15 protein-coding genes are annotated in these 14,128 nt (G+C 45.8%); 3 read left to right on the top strand and 12 right to left on the bottom strand.

The annotated features are described in order from the left end of the window. Positions 1-29: 29 nt before the first annotated feature. The 8 genes from QUA42_RS07480 to QUA42_RS07515 all read right to left on the bottom strand — a co-directional run bounded on the left by QUA42_RS07480 (position 30) and on the right by QUA42_RS07515 (position 6,681). Complete coding sequence (locus QUA42_RS07480) at positions 30-953, bottom strand: hypothetical protein (protein WP_333136488.1); 924 nt, start codon at positions 951-953, stop codon at positions 30-32. A gap of 191 nt (positions 954-1,144) precedes the next feature. Further along, positions 1,145-3,856, bottom strand: coding sequence for a protein-arginine deiminase family protein (locus tag QUA42_RS07485; protein WP_333136490.1), 2,712 nt, complete (start codon positions 3,854-3,856; stop codon positions 1,145-1,147). A gap of 101 nt (positions 3,857-3,957) precedes the next feature. Then, complete coding sequence (locus QUA42_RS07490) at positions 3,958-4,299, bottom strand: DUF5615 family PIN-like protein (RefSeq protein WP_333136492.1); 342 nt, start codon at positions 4,297-4,299, stop codon at positions 3,958-3,960. 3 nt (positions 4,300-4,302) lie between these two features. Further along, positions 4,303-4,629 carry a DUF433 domain-containing protein gene (locus QUA42_RS07495; protein WP_333136494.1) on the bottom strand — a complete coding sequence of 109 codons (327 nt, stop codon included), beginning with the start codon at positions 4,627-4,629 and terminating at the stop codon, positions 4,303-4,305. A gap of 11 nt (positions 4,630-4,640) precedes the next feature. Continuing rightward, positions 4,641-4,961: a DUF433 domain-containing protein gene (locus tag QUA42_RS07500; protein WP_333136496.1), complete on the bottom strand. Its 321-nt coding sequence runs from the start codon at positions 4,959-4,961 to the stop codon at positions 4,641-4,643. Positions 4,962-4,996: 35 nt separating this feature from the next. Continuing rightward, the gene (locus QUA42_RS07505; RefSeq protein WP_333136498.1) at positions 4,997-5,467 is read right to left on the bottom strand and encodes an SMI1/KNR4 family protein; all 471 of its coding nucleotides are present in this window, start codon (positions 5,465-5,467) and stop codon (positions 4,997-4,999) included. 82 nt (positions 5,468-5,549) lie between these two features. Continuing rightward, positions 5,550-5,978: a deaminase domain-containing protein gene (locus QUA42_RS07510; protein ID WP_333136500.1), complete on the bottom strand. Its 429-nt coding sequence runs from the start codon at positions 5,976-5,978 to the stop codon at positions 5,550-5,552. A gap of 355 nt (positions 5,979-6,333) precedes the next feature. Next, a complete protein-coding gene (locus QUA42_RS07515; protein ID WP_333136502.1) occupies positions 6,334-6,681 on the bottom strand; it encodes an excisionase family DNA-binding protein in 348 nt (115 codons plus the stop codon). Between the two features lie 257 nt (positions 6,682-6,938). Between QUA42_RS07515 and QUA42_RS07520 the strand changes: the two genes are divergently transcribed. Further along, positions 6,939-7,241, top strand: a complete 303-nt coding sequence (locus tag QUA42_RS07520; RefSeq protein WP_333136504.1) for a tetratricopeptide repeat protein — start codon at positions 6,939-6,941, stop codon at positions 7,239-7,241. Positions 7,242-7,365: 124 nt separating this feature from the next. Here QUA42_RS07520 and QUA42_RS07525 read toward each other — a convergent pair whose 3' ends face one another. The 3 genes from QUA42_RS07525 to QUA42_RS07535 all read right to left on the bottom strand — a co-directional run bounded on the left by QUA42_RS07525 (position 7,366) and on the right by QUA42_RS07535 (position 10,378). Then, a complete protein-coding gene (locus tag QUA42_RS07525) occupies positions 7,366-8,778 on the bottom strand; it encodes an NAD(P)(+) transhydrogenase (Re/Si-specific) subunit beta (protein ID WP_333136506.1) in 1,413 nt (470 codons plus the stop codon). Further along, complete coding sequence (locus tag QUA42_RS07530; protein WP_006633295.1) at positions 8,775-9,068, bottom strand: NAD(P) transhydrogenase subunit alpha; 294 nt, start codon at positions 9,066-9,068, stop codon at positions 8,775-8,777. Before QUA42_RS07530 ends, QUA42_RS07525 begins: the two co-directional genes overlap by 4 nt. Positions 9,069-9,229: 161 nt before the next feature. After that, positions 9,230-10,378 carry a Re/Si-specific NAD(P)(+) transhydrogenase subunit alpha gene (locus QUA42_RS07535; protein ID WP_333136508.1) on the bottom strand — a complete coding sequence of 383 codons (1,149 nt, stop codon included), beginning with the start codon at positions 10,376-10,378 and terminating at the stop codon, positions 9,230-9,232. Positions 10,379-10,822: 444 nt separating this feature from the next. Here QUA42_RS07535 and QUA42_RS07540 point away from each other — a divergent pair, with 444 nt between their 5' ends. Beyond that, positions 10,823-11,335: a DUF2808 domain-containing protein gene (locus tag QUA42_RS07540; protein ID WP_015174749.1), complete on the top strand. Its 513-nt coding sequence runs from the start codon at positions 10,823-10,825 to the stop codon at positions 11,333-11,335. Between the two features lie 289 nt (positions 11,336-11,624). Further along, complete coding sequence (locus QUA42_RS07545; RefSeq protein WP_333136510.1) at positions 11,625-12,896, top strand: MFS transporter; 1,272 nt, start codon at positions 11,625-11,627, stop codon at positions 12,894-12,896. Between the two features lie 310 nt (positions 12,897-13,206). Here QUA42_RS07545 and QUA42_RS07550 read toward each other — a convergent pair whose 3' ends face one another. Beyond that, positions 13,207-13,974 (bottom strand): ATP-binding cassette domain-containing protein, encoded by a 768-nt coding sequence (locus QUA42_RS07550; protein WP_333136512.1) that lies wholly within the window; start codon positions 13,972-13,974, stop codon positions 13,207-13,209. Positions 13,975-14,128: the final 154 nt, after the last annotated feature.

Consider the following 14,128-nt stretch of genomic DNA (forward strand, 5'->3'; position numbering starts at 1 on the left):
GTAACTCCCCCCTGATACAATTATAGTTGCTATTTGACTTCAATTTTAACTTGGTAGTTTGCTTGGCGATCGCCTGAAATTTCAATAGTATAATCGCCGCTACTGGCTAGTTGGCTTTGCCACTGACCTGTGCTGTCAGCAGTACCTAAATTTTCACCGTTAGGAGCAATAATTGCTGCGCTAACTTGACCTTCTTGAACATTTATTGTCATGCTTTGGCCGCTATTACACTCCAGTAAGTAGCGCCTGGATATGTTGGCTCGCAAACTATTGCTCAGGGTAGTTCCCGTAGCACCCGCTTGAAAGTAAACTCGCTCGGTTACAGGGGTTTCAACCGCAGCGGGAGAAGGAGAAGGAGAAGGCAACGGCAACGCCGACGGCGACGGCGAAGCAAGTTGCGGAAGGCCAGACAGAGAGGGTATTTGAGTGGGACGGGGCGACGGATAGATTGTGGCGGGCAGTCGAGTTCCAGGTGCTGGGGGAAGTCCGGGCCGGCGGTTGGCGGGCGCTGTTGCGACAGGCGGAGGGCTTTCGGGGAGGGGTACGTCAGCGGGTAGTTTGATTTGCAGGTTCGCTCTTTCCTGATACATTCTCCACGCTAGCAAACTGCCGAGACTAAGGACGGAACCGACTAACATTCCGCTGAGAAAAACTGCTAAGATTTGCCAGGATCGAGCTGGTTTTGGTTCGGGGTTGGCAGTTGGAATTGTTGGAGGCGGATAACTTGCAAGTTGAGTTGTTGCCGGCGCGCTATCGGCGGCAATTGGAATTGTTTCGGCCTCGTCGATTGGCGCTGAAATATCTTTGGGCGCGACAATTTCTGCGGGAGTTTCTAGGGGTGCGGAAGTTGAATCGCCACTGGCAATTTCACTGCGATCGAACTCATCACTGGCAGTGGAAATTGTTTCCGGTTGCTGAGTCAAAATTTGTTTTTTTTCCTGTTCGTCGCTCATGGGGCTAAATTTATTTTACAAAGACCGCTTTTAGACATTTTACGTTACTGGTGCGATCGCCTGCACTGAACAACTACGGCAATGCTCTTGACAAATTGCCGTCCGTGTTTATCGAGAAATCTATCTGCTGGGGCGATCGCAATTTACCCATCCATTTTCCGTAAATATTGAGTACAAATTGCGATCGCAATTTAATACCGGGCTAAATTATTAGGCAAAGACTGCCAAAAAGGCCGCTCTTCTGGCTTCCTCACAGTATTCGTCGCTGACTGCACGTTTCCTTTCAATTCTTGATAATACCTGTCATCCAGAAAACTAACGCTGACGCCAGCAGGAAGCAGAAGTTGGCGCAATCTTTCCTGAGTGTAATCTACACCGTCAATCATTGGCCCGCGCGGATTTGAAACTAACAACTTGCCGTTAACTGGCACCGAATTGACCATATTAGGCCACCAAGCATAACCGCTGTAGCCAAACATCACCGGAACTTGAATAATTTGGTCGTCTCCGAGTAAAAACTCTCTTTTCAACTTCTCTATAATCGGATTAAGTTTCTGCTGTTGTAAATAGAGATTGTGTTGAATTAAAGCGCGATTTTTCAAAGCGGCGCTGACAGTTGTTTGAGTGCTCAAACCACGATTGATCCTAACATCGCCGTAACCTCTTCCCTCCAATTCTTCCAACAGCTTAACTCCGGCTTCTGGACTGGCGATCGCCATTACATATCGTCCGGGAGTTTGAGTAGGAATGAAATTGATAATTTCATCGACTTGGCGAGTCAAAAGCCAAGAAGTATCAATATCCACTGGCGGCCCTTGAATTCGCTGAGCTTGAATAAAATCAAGTACCTCTGGATTAAAACTAGCATTTCCCGAATTCCCGTAATAAACTCGACCCATTGGGTGTCCGGGAATCGGCGGTGTCACCTGCAAATTGCCGTATCCGTCAGACCACTGACTTACAGGGTCTAAAGAACGAGGATTGCCAATTTTAAATACTTTCAAATCCCGGTCTTGAGTTGATTTAACAGGCGGGTTTTTCTCTGGCTCGCTATTGCTTTTTAGGGCGACATTAAACTGGCGTAGATCCGATTTTTCTGGCAATTGAACGTAGCCGTTTTTCTGGTTATCTTGCATCCAAGTGCGATCGCCCTGGAGAATTTTTACTTTAGCGCCCGTGGGTTCAACTGCTTGTTTGAGTTGCGAGATAAATTCGCTGTTTACCGAGCCTCTGTCGCTAACCTGAACTTCGGTTACTGGTGCTGTATTGGGCGCTATCATCCAAGGACTAACGCCCATTTGGATTGTTGTGGAGGCGATTTCTTGACCGTTGTTTTGGGCAGTTGCTTTGAGATTAACAGTGCCGTTCCAATTGCGATCGGCAAATTGTTTGGCTTCGACGCCTAAAACAATATTCGTGCTGAAAACTAGAGGTTTAGCACCGGATATATCTACCGGTTGCCAGCCGTCGCCCGTCTTCTGAAAAACGCTGATGTGAGGGCTAGCAATGCTGTCAGCCGTGATAAATAACTGAGAGGTTTTGAAGTTTTCAGACAGTGTTAAGTTAACTTGAGAAAGCATTGCTGCACGGCGGGGAGCGCTAACTTTTGTTTGTTTCCAAGTCGGTATCTTGCCGCGATCGTTATTGCGATCGTTAAATAAAATTAGCGCGCCCTTGGACAAAGACCATTGTTCTTTTCCGGCTTCGTCTTGGTCGTTAATTTGGCCATCTCTGTTGGTATCTCCAGCAAAGAAAAAGTTCGGCGGCGACGCAGCAGGCGTAACTGGGGCCGGAGTTGGTGTTGCAGTTGATTCAGGAGCTGGTTGAGAAGTTGCTTGCTGATTTCTCTCTAGTTCTTGCCTTTCAAGTTCTTGTCTGGCTAATTCTTGTCGGGCTAACTCTTGCCTTTCAAGTTCTTGTCGGGCTAACTCTTGCTTTTCAAGTTCTTGTCTTTCCAGTTCTTCTCGGGCTAACTCTTGCTTTTCAAGTTCTTGCCTTTCCAGTTCTTTTCTGGCTGCTTCTTGCCTTTCCAGTTCTTTACGGGCTAATTCTTGCTTTTCAAACTCTTGCCTTTCTAGTTCTTTACGGGCTAATTCTTGCTTTTCAAACTCTTGCCTTTCAAGTTCTTTTCTGGCTGCTTCTTGCCTTTCTAGTTCTTTACGGGCTAATTCTTGCCTTTGGAATTCTTGCCTTTCTAGTTCTTTTCTAGCCCGGTCTTTTTTCTCTTGCTCTTTTCTCTCTATTTCTCGACGAGCAAATTCTTTTTTCTCTTGCTCTTTGCGGCCTCGCTCTCTTATCTCTTCTTCCTCGGCTCTAACTTTCTCAATAGAACGTGCAACTTGCATTTCATAGGTAGCGACACTGAGGTTTCCTTGGTATTCGATGGTTTTGTCGATCGCGCGATCGGTCAAAAAAGAACCGTGAGGAATCAGTCGCAGCGTATCGATAGCCCACTGCCACAACCGCTGGGACTGTTCCCAAGTAGCAGAAGAAGGATTAGAAGTGCGTCCAATTTCGGCTGCTTGGGCGGCTAATTTAGCAGCTTGGTCCCAATTATTTTTAGCGATTTCTTCTCTTTGAATCTGAATTTGAACGTTTTGGAGTTGCTGCGTCAGAGTTTGGGATTGCTGGCGGTGGATTGCTGATTTCCAAAGTTCTGCAGGAAACGGGGCGCTGTCGGAAGTTTTGGCAAGGTTATCTAATTGTACTTTCAGGCGATCGCGCAATTTGTAGAGTTCGGAAAGGGATTGCGGAGTTTCGGCCTCTGGCTGTCGCGCAGAGAGTGCGAGTTGGTAGTTTAGGGAAGGTTGAGCCACTGTTGTGGGGACTGCAACCCAAATAATACCGATGACGACACCGAAACCATTGACGATCGCGATCGCAATATATCGAACCCAGCGCATATAGTTTATCCTCAGACACGCCAATAATTCTACCTAATATTTGGAGCAATGGGGGATTTAATTATAAGGTTGTGAGGTCGGGAAGGGTGAGGGGCTTTTTTTCAGCTTTGGGGACGTATTACCCGAATCAATTTGCCAGTCAATGTTTCTTCAGCAAAAATAGCTTCATCAATACGTGATGCCAAGCTTTCCCAGTTGCGATCGTTAGTGCAGGTAATAATACCAGAATGATTAGGTTGGATGCGATGCAGCCGGATGAAATCTTGCCGATTGAGTGTTAACACCGATCGAGCATCACTCGTTGCAAATTCTAACACTCGATCGTCAGGAATTTTAAGTCCAGCATTTCCTGCTTCTTGAACAGTTAAAACATCGTGACCGAGAGTTCGCAGAATTCTGACAACAGCTATTGGGTATTGCTCATCTGAATATAAACGCGCCATGTTTTAGGCTTCCTCATTTTCTCTGATGGCCAGTTCAATTTCATCAGGATAGGCATCCGCATAAGCCCAGGTATTTGCCAGATCCGCCGCACTAATAGTGGGATAATTTTCTAGCAAATCGGCTTCACTATATCCTATACGACGAGCTTCAACCATTACCCAAACAGGGATACGAGTCCCCGCAATACAAGCCCTACCACCACACACGCCGGGAGTTTTTTCTATTCCTTGCCAAGTATTGCTTAAACTTTGGACTAATAGCTGTATTGCCTGAGTTTTTTCAGCGGGAGTTAATGCAAGGAGTTGTTTTTCTAATTCTTTCAGTGTCATAGTTTGCTATCTCAATCATTTTCTCTAATTGCTTGTTCAATTTCGTCTGGGTAAGCATCAGCATAAGCCCAAGCGTTGACTAAATCAGCCGCAGTCAAATGGGGATAGCACTTAAAAAGTTCCGCATCGCTGCATCCGAGACGGCGATAACCCACCAGTACCCAAACTGGTATGCGAGTATTACCGATACAACCATCGCCTCCGCACACACCAGGAGTTTTTTTAATGCCTAGAGAACCGTTGGTTAAAGTTTGAGTTAGGATGCTGATTAGTTTAGCTTTATCAGCCAGATTTAAGGTTGAGATTTTAGTTTCTAATTCTTGTATAGTCATAAGTGCGATCGGCTTTTTTCACCTCTACATACTTCCTAACTAGCAAAAGCCGTCAAATACTTGGCGTGCAGCTCTATCTCTGTCGCCATAAATTCACTGAATCTATTATGACTTCTAGTGAAAGAGGTTTGGTTTGTCCCTTCACAGTAGGAGTAAGTGGGTGGATCATCTCCTTCAGAAAGTCTAAAAAAGCTAAATTGATAACCCTGGTGCATAAAGAAAACAAACGCATCTTCTGGCAGAGCATTGGGAAAGTGATTTTCTTCTAAGAGTTCGACAGCCCACTCTTTTAAATAAGGTAGGTGTTCAAAAAAACAGTCCGACCCCTGCAAGACTTGACCAGCACTCTTCCCCATCCAGAGGAGAAACTCTTTATAGGCTTCGGGCAGCGAGAATTTTAACTTCTTCTCAAGCTCTGTAATTTCAGGGTAAGTACAGGCCACCAGTTCATCCGAACTCACCAATTTTAGTTCTTTGAGCCTTTCTTTGACTTGATCTAGATACATGGCTATTAACTCTTTTAAAAAGGATTGTGAAACCCGCCGACGGGTTTCATTTGTATATGCGCGAATGGCTATTGCCGGAGCATTAGAAAGCCAACTCCCTAAGTACCTTATCACGCTGTCCTCCATGATTCACAGTCAGCAGAATGTTTGGAAACAGCCGACCAAACTGCTTAATGACCGAACTACAAGAATCACAAGGTGGACGCTCTGTATATAAATCGACCGTTCCTTCAATATTTGGCATCTGGCCATATCGAGAGGCTAGCTCCTCAAGCAGCTTATATTCACTGTCATAGGCTCGCGAATGCCCATCGGGAACAGGAAAGGTTTTAAAAAAGGGGTGCGTAGGTAACTCCACCGTTCCTGGACGGGTTGATTTGCCGCTGATTCCTATTAGTTGGCCAGAGTCATTCCCAATTTGGAATACTGCAAAAGCGATATTTCTACCACCTCCGATATTATACTCTTGTCTAATTTTCTCAATAGAATGCAGGTCGTTAAAAAGTTCCATAAAAAAAAGTTTGTTTGATTAATAAAAAAAAGTTTGTTTGATTAATAAAATTTAGATATATATATTTGTAACTCTACTGATTTAGAGCAAGGGTATTCCTTTTCCTTTTAGCGCTACGCTTTAAGCTTCACACCCCCCTAACGGTTTCGGGATTACCGCCTTGTCTATCCAAGGTGTTTATTAACTCTCCTACATTATAATCCTAAACTCTATATTTGTCAATCAACACAAGTATCTGAGCCGTAATGACCCAAGGATTTAAAGAATCTGGCGGAAAATCTCTCAGTAGCGTATCGCGCAAATACATAGGAATATCACGCAGGAATCCAAAACAACAGGATAAGAAATCAATCTCCTAGCTGTATACTCTAGTCTCATGCAATTCCTCTTCCTGGCTAAACTGAGCTAATTCCTTGAGAATTTCACGGCGCTTAATAGTACGCTGCTGTTTATCTGCGATCGCACCTGCCAAACTAATCCGCCGCTGGTTTCCTACTTTTCCATAGGCAATTTCCCCATCATCGAGCAATTTTCCCACAAATTCTGGGGACACATTCAACACACTTGCAGCTTCTTCAACAGTCATATCTTGCTCAATTGGCACTAAAGATACTGCTTTACCAGCCGCCATTAAATGTGCAGCTTGACACAACAATTGATAGAGCGATTCAGGAAGTGCGATTGCTTCCCCGCCAACTTCCACAAGTTTTACTTTGAATGTCTCATAATCACCATTTTATAACTTGAGAAATAGCATTTTATCCAACAACTTGATAGCGATTGTTTCTTCTTCTGTCGGTAAAATCGGCTCTAGGAGTATTTTTTGCCTGTCCAGGAAAATGTTTCCGGAATTCGTTTGATGATATTATAGTATATGGAATTTATTAATGACTGTTGATGTCTGAATTAGAAAAAGGTATAGCCACTTTTAATACCCAAGATTAGACCCAAGCATTTACATTGTTAAAACCGCTAGCAGAACAAGGAAATCATGAAGCGCAGTGCATAATTGCCAGTATGTACCATTTAGGATTAGGTCGAGAAATGATGATATTAGAAGCAATTAAATGGTACATCAAATCCGCTGAGCAAGGCTATGGTGTTGCCTCAAACAACTTAGCAGGAATTTATATTTGCGGCGGTGCTGATGCTGTAGCAGCCGATCGCACTCAAGCAGAGCACTGGTTTCAAAAAGCCAGAGAACAAGGCTTTTCACATACACCCATCTCCAGCGACTATTTGAACCAAGCTATCATCGCATAAAGCGATCGCCCCCAAAACAAACTCACAACCAAATCAAAACAAAAAACCCGGTTTATCCAAAAAACCGGGTTTAATTATCTGCGTTAATCCGCGTTAATCCGCCTTCATCAGCGGTTGCAAAATCCTACAATTGCTTCACCTCAGAAACCAATTTGGCAACCACATCCTTAGCGCTACCAAACAACATCATCGTCTTATCCTTGTAGAACAACTCATTATCTACACCGGAAAAACCAGCACTCATCCCGCGCTTAATCACGATCGTATGCTTAGCTTTATCAACCTCCAAAATCGGCATCCCGTAAATCGGGCTCGCCGTATCGTGACGCGCCGCCGGATTCACCACATCATTCGCCCCGATTACCAAAGCCACATCAGTTTCGTCAAACTGCGGATTGATATCGTCCATATCGTACAACTGCGGATAAGGAACATTTGCTTCCGCCAACAGCACATTCATGTGCCCCGGCATCCGCCCAGCCACCGGGTGAATCGCGTATTTCACGTCAACACCCATTTTTTCCAAACCGTCGGCTAACTCGCGCACGGCGTGCTGTGCTTGCGCTACAGCCATTCCGTAACCCGGAATAATTACAACCGATCGCGCATAACCCAACATCATCGCACTTTCTTCGAGATTGATGCTGCGAACAGTTTTGTCGATCGCACCACCAGCAGCCCCAGCAGCAGCCCCAGCACTAGCGCCACCGCTACCAAAGGCGCTAAACAGCACACTACCAAGCGATCGATTCATCGCCTTGCACATGATTTGCGTCAAAATAATCCCCGACGCGCCCACCAATGCACCAGCGATAATCAGCATATTGTTCATCAAAATGAACCCAGCCACACTCGCCGCAATCCCCGAATAAGAGTTAAGCAGCGACACCACCACCGGCATATCGCCACCGCCAATCGGGAGCACAAACATGATGCCCAAAATATTGGAAATCGCCACCAAAGCCAGGAATACCGGCACATTCTCCGGGTTAAACAGCATATAACCGCTGCCGACTAAAAGTGCGATCGCCAGCATGGCATTAAACGGCTGTTGCAGCGGAAACGTCATGGGCGCACCAGGCAGCAATTCTTGCAGTTTCGCAAACGCCACAAGGCTACCAGTGAAAGTAATTCCGCCAATCAACACACCCAAAAGGATCGTGATTGTCGCGTCTGGAGTTGGCGATTCCGGGATGCTGAGATAGCGCCAGAATTCGCCCACAGCAACGAGTGCAGAAGCCGCGCCCCCGAAACCGTTAAGCAAACCCACCATCTGCGGCATATCCGTCATCGCCACGGTATTCGCCATAATCGTTCCCAAAATGGAACCGACGATAATTCCGACAGCAATCAATTCGTAGCTGACTACTTGCTTTTCCAGCAAAGTACCGACGATCGCAATTAACATCCCGATCGCAGCTAACACATTTCCTTGACGGGCAGTTGCAGGAGATCCCAACTGTTTCAAACCGATAATAAACAAAGATGCGGCAACTAAATAACCTAGTTGAATGCCACTGGGCAAAAAATCGCTCACGCTTTAACCTCTTTTTTCTTGAACATTTGCAGCATTCGATCGGTTACTAAGAAACCGCCGACAACGTTAATTGTGGCCAGGGCGATCGCGATCGTCCCCAAAATCGAAGTAACAGTCACATTGCCTTGGCCAGAAATCAGAATTGCACCTAAAACCGCAATTCCCGAAATCGCATTCGATCCCGACATCAAAGGTGTGTGCAGCGTCGGCGGGACTTTATTAATTACTTCAAATCCCACAAACGACGCTAGAGTAAACACCACTAAACCTGCAATCAATCCTTCTGCCATAACACTTGGTAATTGGTAATTGGAAATAACTCGTTCCCGGTTGCGTCTCACATCTTGCACTATTCTCAATAACAGGCAAGATGACTGTTCCACAAAAAGTTAATTTTCTTGTGGGGTGGGCATCCTGCCCGCCCTTGAAGAGCTTATTAACAATCGAGAATCTAACTGACGGCTGAAGCCTGAGCTGCCAAAGCATCGCGAACTCGCTGGTTGCTAATTTCACCGTCGCGGGCGACGCAAGCACCAGCAATGATATCGTCTTCAAAATTCAAATTGAGTTCCTTATCTTTCACCATCAACTGAACTAAAGCCGAGATATTCTTCGAGTAAGTTTCGCTAGCATGGACAGGCATCGACGAGGGCACATTAATTGGGCCGATGACATTAACGCCGTTCCATTCAACATCTTTCCCCGCTTCAGAACATTCGCAATTGCCGCCTTGTTCGGCCGCGAGGTCAACAATTACCGATCCGGGCTTCATTTGAGAAACCATTTCTCTAGTAACTAAAATAGGTGCTTTTCTGCCAGGAACCTGAGCCGTTGTAATCACTGCATCGGAAGCGCTGACGTGTTGGGTGAGCACTTGGCGGGTGTATTCTTTGGCGGCTTCTGATAATTCTTTAGCGTAGCCTCCGGCGGCGACGGTTTCTTCCTTGAGTTCAACATCAAGGAATTTAGCGCCCAAACTTTGCACTTGTTCTTTTGTTTCTGGGCGGATGTCGAAGGCTTCGACTACCGCACCCAAACGGCGCGCCGTGGCGATCGCCTGCAAGCCAGCAACGCCCACACCCATTACCAATATTTTCGCGGGGCGAATTGTACCCGCCGCCGTTGTCAGCATCGGAAAATACTTTGGCAAAGCTGCGGCTGCGATCAGTACCGCTTTGTAACCCGCGACGTTGCCCTGAGATGACAGTGCATCCATGCTTTGAGCACGGCTGGTGCGCGGGATCATTTCCATGCTGAATGCCGTTACTTTGCGATCGGCTAAACGCTGCACTAAAGCTGGATCTCCCAGAGGATTCAAAAATCCGATGAAAACGCCTCCTTCCCGGAGTTGATGAACTTCTGATTCTTGCAGGGTCCCGATTTTCACGACGACATCGGCTTCGCCCCACAGCCTAGCGGTATCGGCGACAACCTGAGCTCCCGCTTCTTCGTAAGCAAGATCCGAGAAAAAGGATTGTGCGCCGGCACCTGCCTCAACCCAAACTTCGACGCCCTGTTTGACTAATCGGGCTACAGCGTCGGGTACTAAAGCCACCCGGCGTTCCCCTGCTGCTATTTCTTTTGCGATCGCTAATTTCATACACTCTCCTTATTTAAGCCTTCTTAGGACGGTTGAAACCGCGCCTACACAGACAAAACCTGCCTCCGCAGGTTTCTTGAAGTGCGATTTTTAATCGCCCGATACCTTGCTTTACATGGAAGCAGCCGTTCCCCTAAACTTCTCTCGTTGATACTAAAGCCGATCGCCCAAATTCGACCCGTATCTTTAACTTATCTTATACATTCAAATTCGCTAAATTGTTAAGTTTGCCACCGATTATGATATAATTTTATGTCGCCTACTTCTGTAGTTTGAATGTCTGTTATCAGTATTACGCAAAAATTACGCAAAAAAAAGTGACCTCAGCCCGCGGTCGCTCGCCCTCATCAAATTGCTGAGACATTCGATATATTGTAGGCACGATCGCAAATTTCCGGCGAGCAATATTTAAGGTTCACCAAGAGTTTAATTAGAGGAGTTGTTATGCGACGATTATTTTCAGCACTAGCGGTTACAGGTTGCTTGGTGGCTGGATTACCCGCCATCAGTTTAGCCCAGTCCATGCCAGGATTCACGATTTTCGGCGGCCCCGATCGCGCCAACCAATTAAGCTATCGCTTGGATTACGGTACAGCCGGGATGAGTGGCGATAGATATCGGCTGCGAATTCCTTCCAAAAAAGTAAGTTTGGCGATCGCCCAACTCAACATATCCTATCCAGACTACTACAAAGGCGAATTTGACCAAAAAGACATTAAAGTGCGCGTCAAAGACAAAACAATAGAATTGCAAGAAGTAATCTGGGACAAAGAAAATCGATTCATAGAAATTTATCCCAAAGAACCAATTGCCGCCGGCAACAATGTTGAGGTTGTACTCTCCAACGTCAGAAACCCATCTCCCGGCGGAATGTACCATTTCAACGTCCGCATCCGCACTCCCGGCGACGTTCCCTTGCTGCGTTACCTCGGTACTTGGCTGTTGAGCATTAATTGAGGGAAGGATTTGGGGAAGGAATTTCTTGTTAGTCAAGCGATCGCGACAGAAAAATTTAACTGTTGCGATCTTTTTGCTGGGGGCCAAAATTTAACAATACTCAAATCCGGGTTTTCGGGAGTTGTAAAATAGAACTTTCGGCTCATATCGCAATTCTCAATGATTCGTAATAATGAGTCTAGGGGCAGTCCCTCGATGGTTGCCCTTGGCTAATTGGGGGTAGGCCCAAAGGCGCTACCCCTACAAAATGTTTACCAATCAAATAGGATTGCTCTAGCCGTACTCTCGCATGAATCTACTAGCAAAAATCAAAACAATACAAATTCCTCCAGCGTTGCGATCGAGAAATTATCGCCTGTTTTTTGCAGGACAAGGCATCTCCCTAATTGGCAATTGGATGACACAAGTCGCTACTGTTTGGCTTGTCTACAATTTGAGCGATTCACCTTGGATGCTCGGCGTGGTGGGATTTACAAGTCAAATACCCACCTTAATTTTACTGCCTTTTGCAGGAGTTTTAATCGATCGCTGGAACCGCCACCGAGTGATAATTGCCACTCAAATATTAGCAATGGTTCAATCCTTAGGGCTAGCATTTTTAGCGCTAACAGGAGTGGTGAACATTTGGCATATTTTGGTACTGAGTTTCTTTCAAGGCGCCATTAACGCCTTTGACGCGCCGGCACGGCAAGCTTTTGTGCCGGAACTTGTAGAAAAGAAAGAAGATTTAGCAAATGCGATCGCCCTCAACGCTTCCATGTTCAACGGAGCCAGGTTAATTGGCCCAGCAATTGCAGGTTTGCTGATAGCTACAGTCGGCGCAAGTTATTGTTTTCTTATTGACGGACTCAGCTACATTGCTGTAATTGCGGGCTTATTAGCGATGCAGATCAAAGCCCGTAAAATTGCCGCAACTAATACCAAACCCTTACAAAGATTAAAAGAAGGATTCGTTTATGCCTTCGGGTTTCCCCCGATTCGAGCAATTTTACTGCTATTAGCATTAGTAAGTTTTGCCGGAATGTCCCACACAGTATTAGTCCCAATTTTTGCCACCAAAATTCTGCAAGGCGACGCACAAACCCTCGGCTTTTTGATGGCATCTTCGGGAGTTGGCGCCTTCGCGGGCGCGATTTATTTGATTTCGCGCAAAAGTGTAGTTGGCCTCGGCAAATTGATTGCGATGTCACCGGCCATTATGGGATTCGGACTAATAGGTTTTGGTTTGTCCCGTGTCTTGTGGCTGTCATTAATCATGATGTTGTTTGTGGGGTTTGGTTTCATTTTGCAATTTGCAGGCGGGAACACATTTTTGCAAACAATTGTGGAAGACGACAAACGGGGAAGAGTGATGAGCATATACACGATGGCATTTTTTGGAGTGACACCGTTTGGGAATTTAGTTGCTGGCGGATTGGCAAATTATATCGGCGCTCCCAATACAGTCATCATTGGAGGTATAATTTGTGTTTTAGGCTCCATAGTTTTTACCAAACAGTTGCCAGCTTTAAAAAACTTAGTCCGACCACTTTATCAAAAAATGGGTTTAATTCCGCAGTAGCGATTTAGCGTAAAAGCACAAAGACCAACATTAAACAACATTCCCAAAGCTAATATCTGACTGTATCTCTAGCAATCCTCAGCAATTTGTAAACTTCTCTCTTTCCCTCTTACTCTTCTCTTTCTCTGCGCCCTCTGCGCCCTCTGCGGTTAAAACATCCAAATTAATTACGCAAGCAGAGGTTAAACCAAGCCAATACAAGTGCAATCGCATCTCTCTCAGAGATTCAAGCAGCTTTAGGCGCAACTTTAGAAAAAGGTTCTGGGATTTCCACCGCGTATCTAGTCGCAGAAAATATTTTTTAGCTTGTTCACCATTCTTGTTGGGCTTCTGCTTCGGCTTGAATTAAATTTTGCCGCAGTTGCACCCAATTTATTTGATGAGAGGGCAAATCTTCGATGAGCTTTCCCCGCTGTAAATGCAGAATTCGCGTGCTAAATTGCTCGGCTAATTCTAATTGATGGTTTACCATAAAAATTGTGGTTTGGCCGTTTGTTAGCTGCGTCAATACTTGCAAAAGGTGGGCGGCTTTTCCTGCGTCTAGGGCGGATGTTGGCTCGTCTAAAAGCAAGATTTTTGGTTGCAGGATGATGCCGCGGGCGATCGCCACGAGCTGTTTTTGGCCTGTGGAAAGCTGGAATTCGCTGCGATCGAGCCATTCTTGGGGTATGTGCAGTTGTTCGATCGCCCCGCTAATTCTCTCAGCAATGTTTGATGAATTGACGCCCCGCAGCTTCAAAGGATAAGCCAATGCTTCTCGCACCGACATTCCCAAAAGCTTGGATTCTTGCAGGATGAGGGTGATTTGTTTGCGGAGTTCGATCGCAGGTATTTGCCGATATTCTGTATTTTCCAGATAAATCGAGCCGCTGGTGGGACTGCTGAGGCGATTTAGCAGTCGCAACAGGGTTGTTTTGCCGGCACCTGAAGGGCCAACAATTGCCACGCGATCGCCCTGGTGTACCTGAAATGATATATTTTCCAACAAATGACTTGAGGCGATCGGTGTTTTTAAACTAATATTATCAATTCGCAGTTGAGGATTTGTTTCTGTATTATTTTCCGAATAATTAGGCATTTAATTAATTAAAAATATGGCTTTCGTGGAACGGGCATCTTGCCCGTTCTTGAGGCAGGCAAGATGCCCACTCCCCAATCCAACTCACTCTTTGTGGAACGGGCAAGATGCCCGTTCTTAAGGCAGGCAAGAGGCCCGCCCCACAATCCAACTC

The organism is Microcoleus sp. Pol11C2, from assembly GCF_036701505.1.
GTDB lineage: Bacteria > Cyanobacteriota > Cyanobacteriia > Cyanobacteriales > Microcoleaceae > Microcoleus.

Coding starts and splice junctions, on each gene's coding strand:
- QUA42_RS07480 (WP_333136488.1), bottom strand. CDS start 953: ATGAGCGACGAACAGGAAAAAAAACAAATTTTGACTCAGCAACCGGAA.
- QUA42_RS07485 (WP_333136490.1), bottom strand. CDS start 3,856: ATGCGCTGGGTTCGATATATTGCGATCGCGATCGTCAATGGTTTCGGT.
- QUA42_RS07490 (WP_333136492.1), bottom strand. CDS start 4,299: ATGGCGCGTTTATATTCAGATGAGCAATACCCAATAGCTGTTGTCAGA.
- QUA42_RS07495 (WP_333136494.1), bottom strand. CDS start 4,629: ATGACACTGAAAGAATTAGAAAAACAACTCCTTGCATTAACTCCCGCT.
- QUA42_RS07500 (WP_333136496.1), bottom strand. CDS start 4,961: ATGACTATACAAGAATTAGAAACTAAAATCTCAACCTTAAATCTGGCT.
- QUA42_RS07505 (WP_333136498.1), bottom strand. CDS start 5,467: ATGTATCTAGATCAAGTCAAAGAAAGGCTCAAAGAACTAAAATTGGTG.
- QUA42_RS07510 (WP_333136500.1), bottom strand. CDS start 5,978: ATGGAACTTTTTAACGACCTGCATTCTATTGAGAAAATTAGACAAGAG.
- QUA42_RS07530 (WP_006633295.1), bottom strand. CDS start 9,068: ATGGCAGAAGGATTGATTGCAGGTTTAGTGGTGTTTACTCTAGCGTCG.
- QUA42_RS07535 (WP_333136508.1), bottom strand. CDS start 10,378: ATGAAATTAGCGATCGCAAAAGAAATAGCAGCAGGGGAACGCCGGGTG.
- QUA42_RS07540 (WP_015174749.1), top strand. CDS start 10,823: ATGCGACGATTATTTTCAGCACTAGCGGTTACAGGTTGCTTGGTGGCT.
- QUA42_RS07545 (WP_333136510.1), top strand. CDS start 11,625: ATGAATCTACTAGCAAAAATCAAAACAATACAAATTCCTCCAGCGTTG.
- QUA42_RS07550 (WP_333136512.1), bottom strand. CDS start 13,974: ATGCCTAATTATTCGGAAAATAATACAGAAACAAATCCTCAACTGCGA.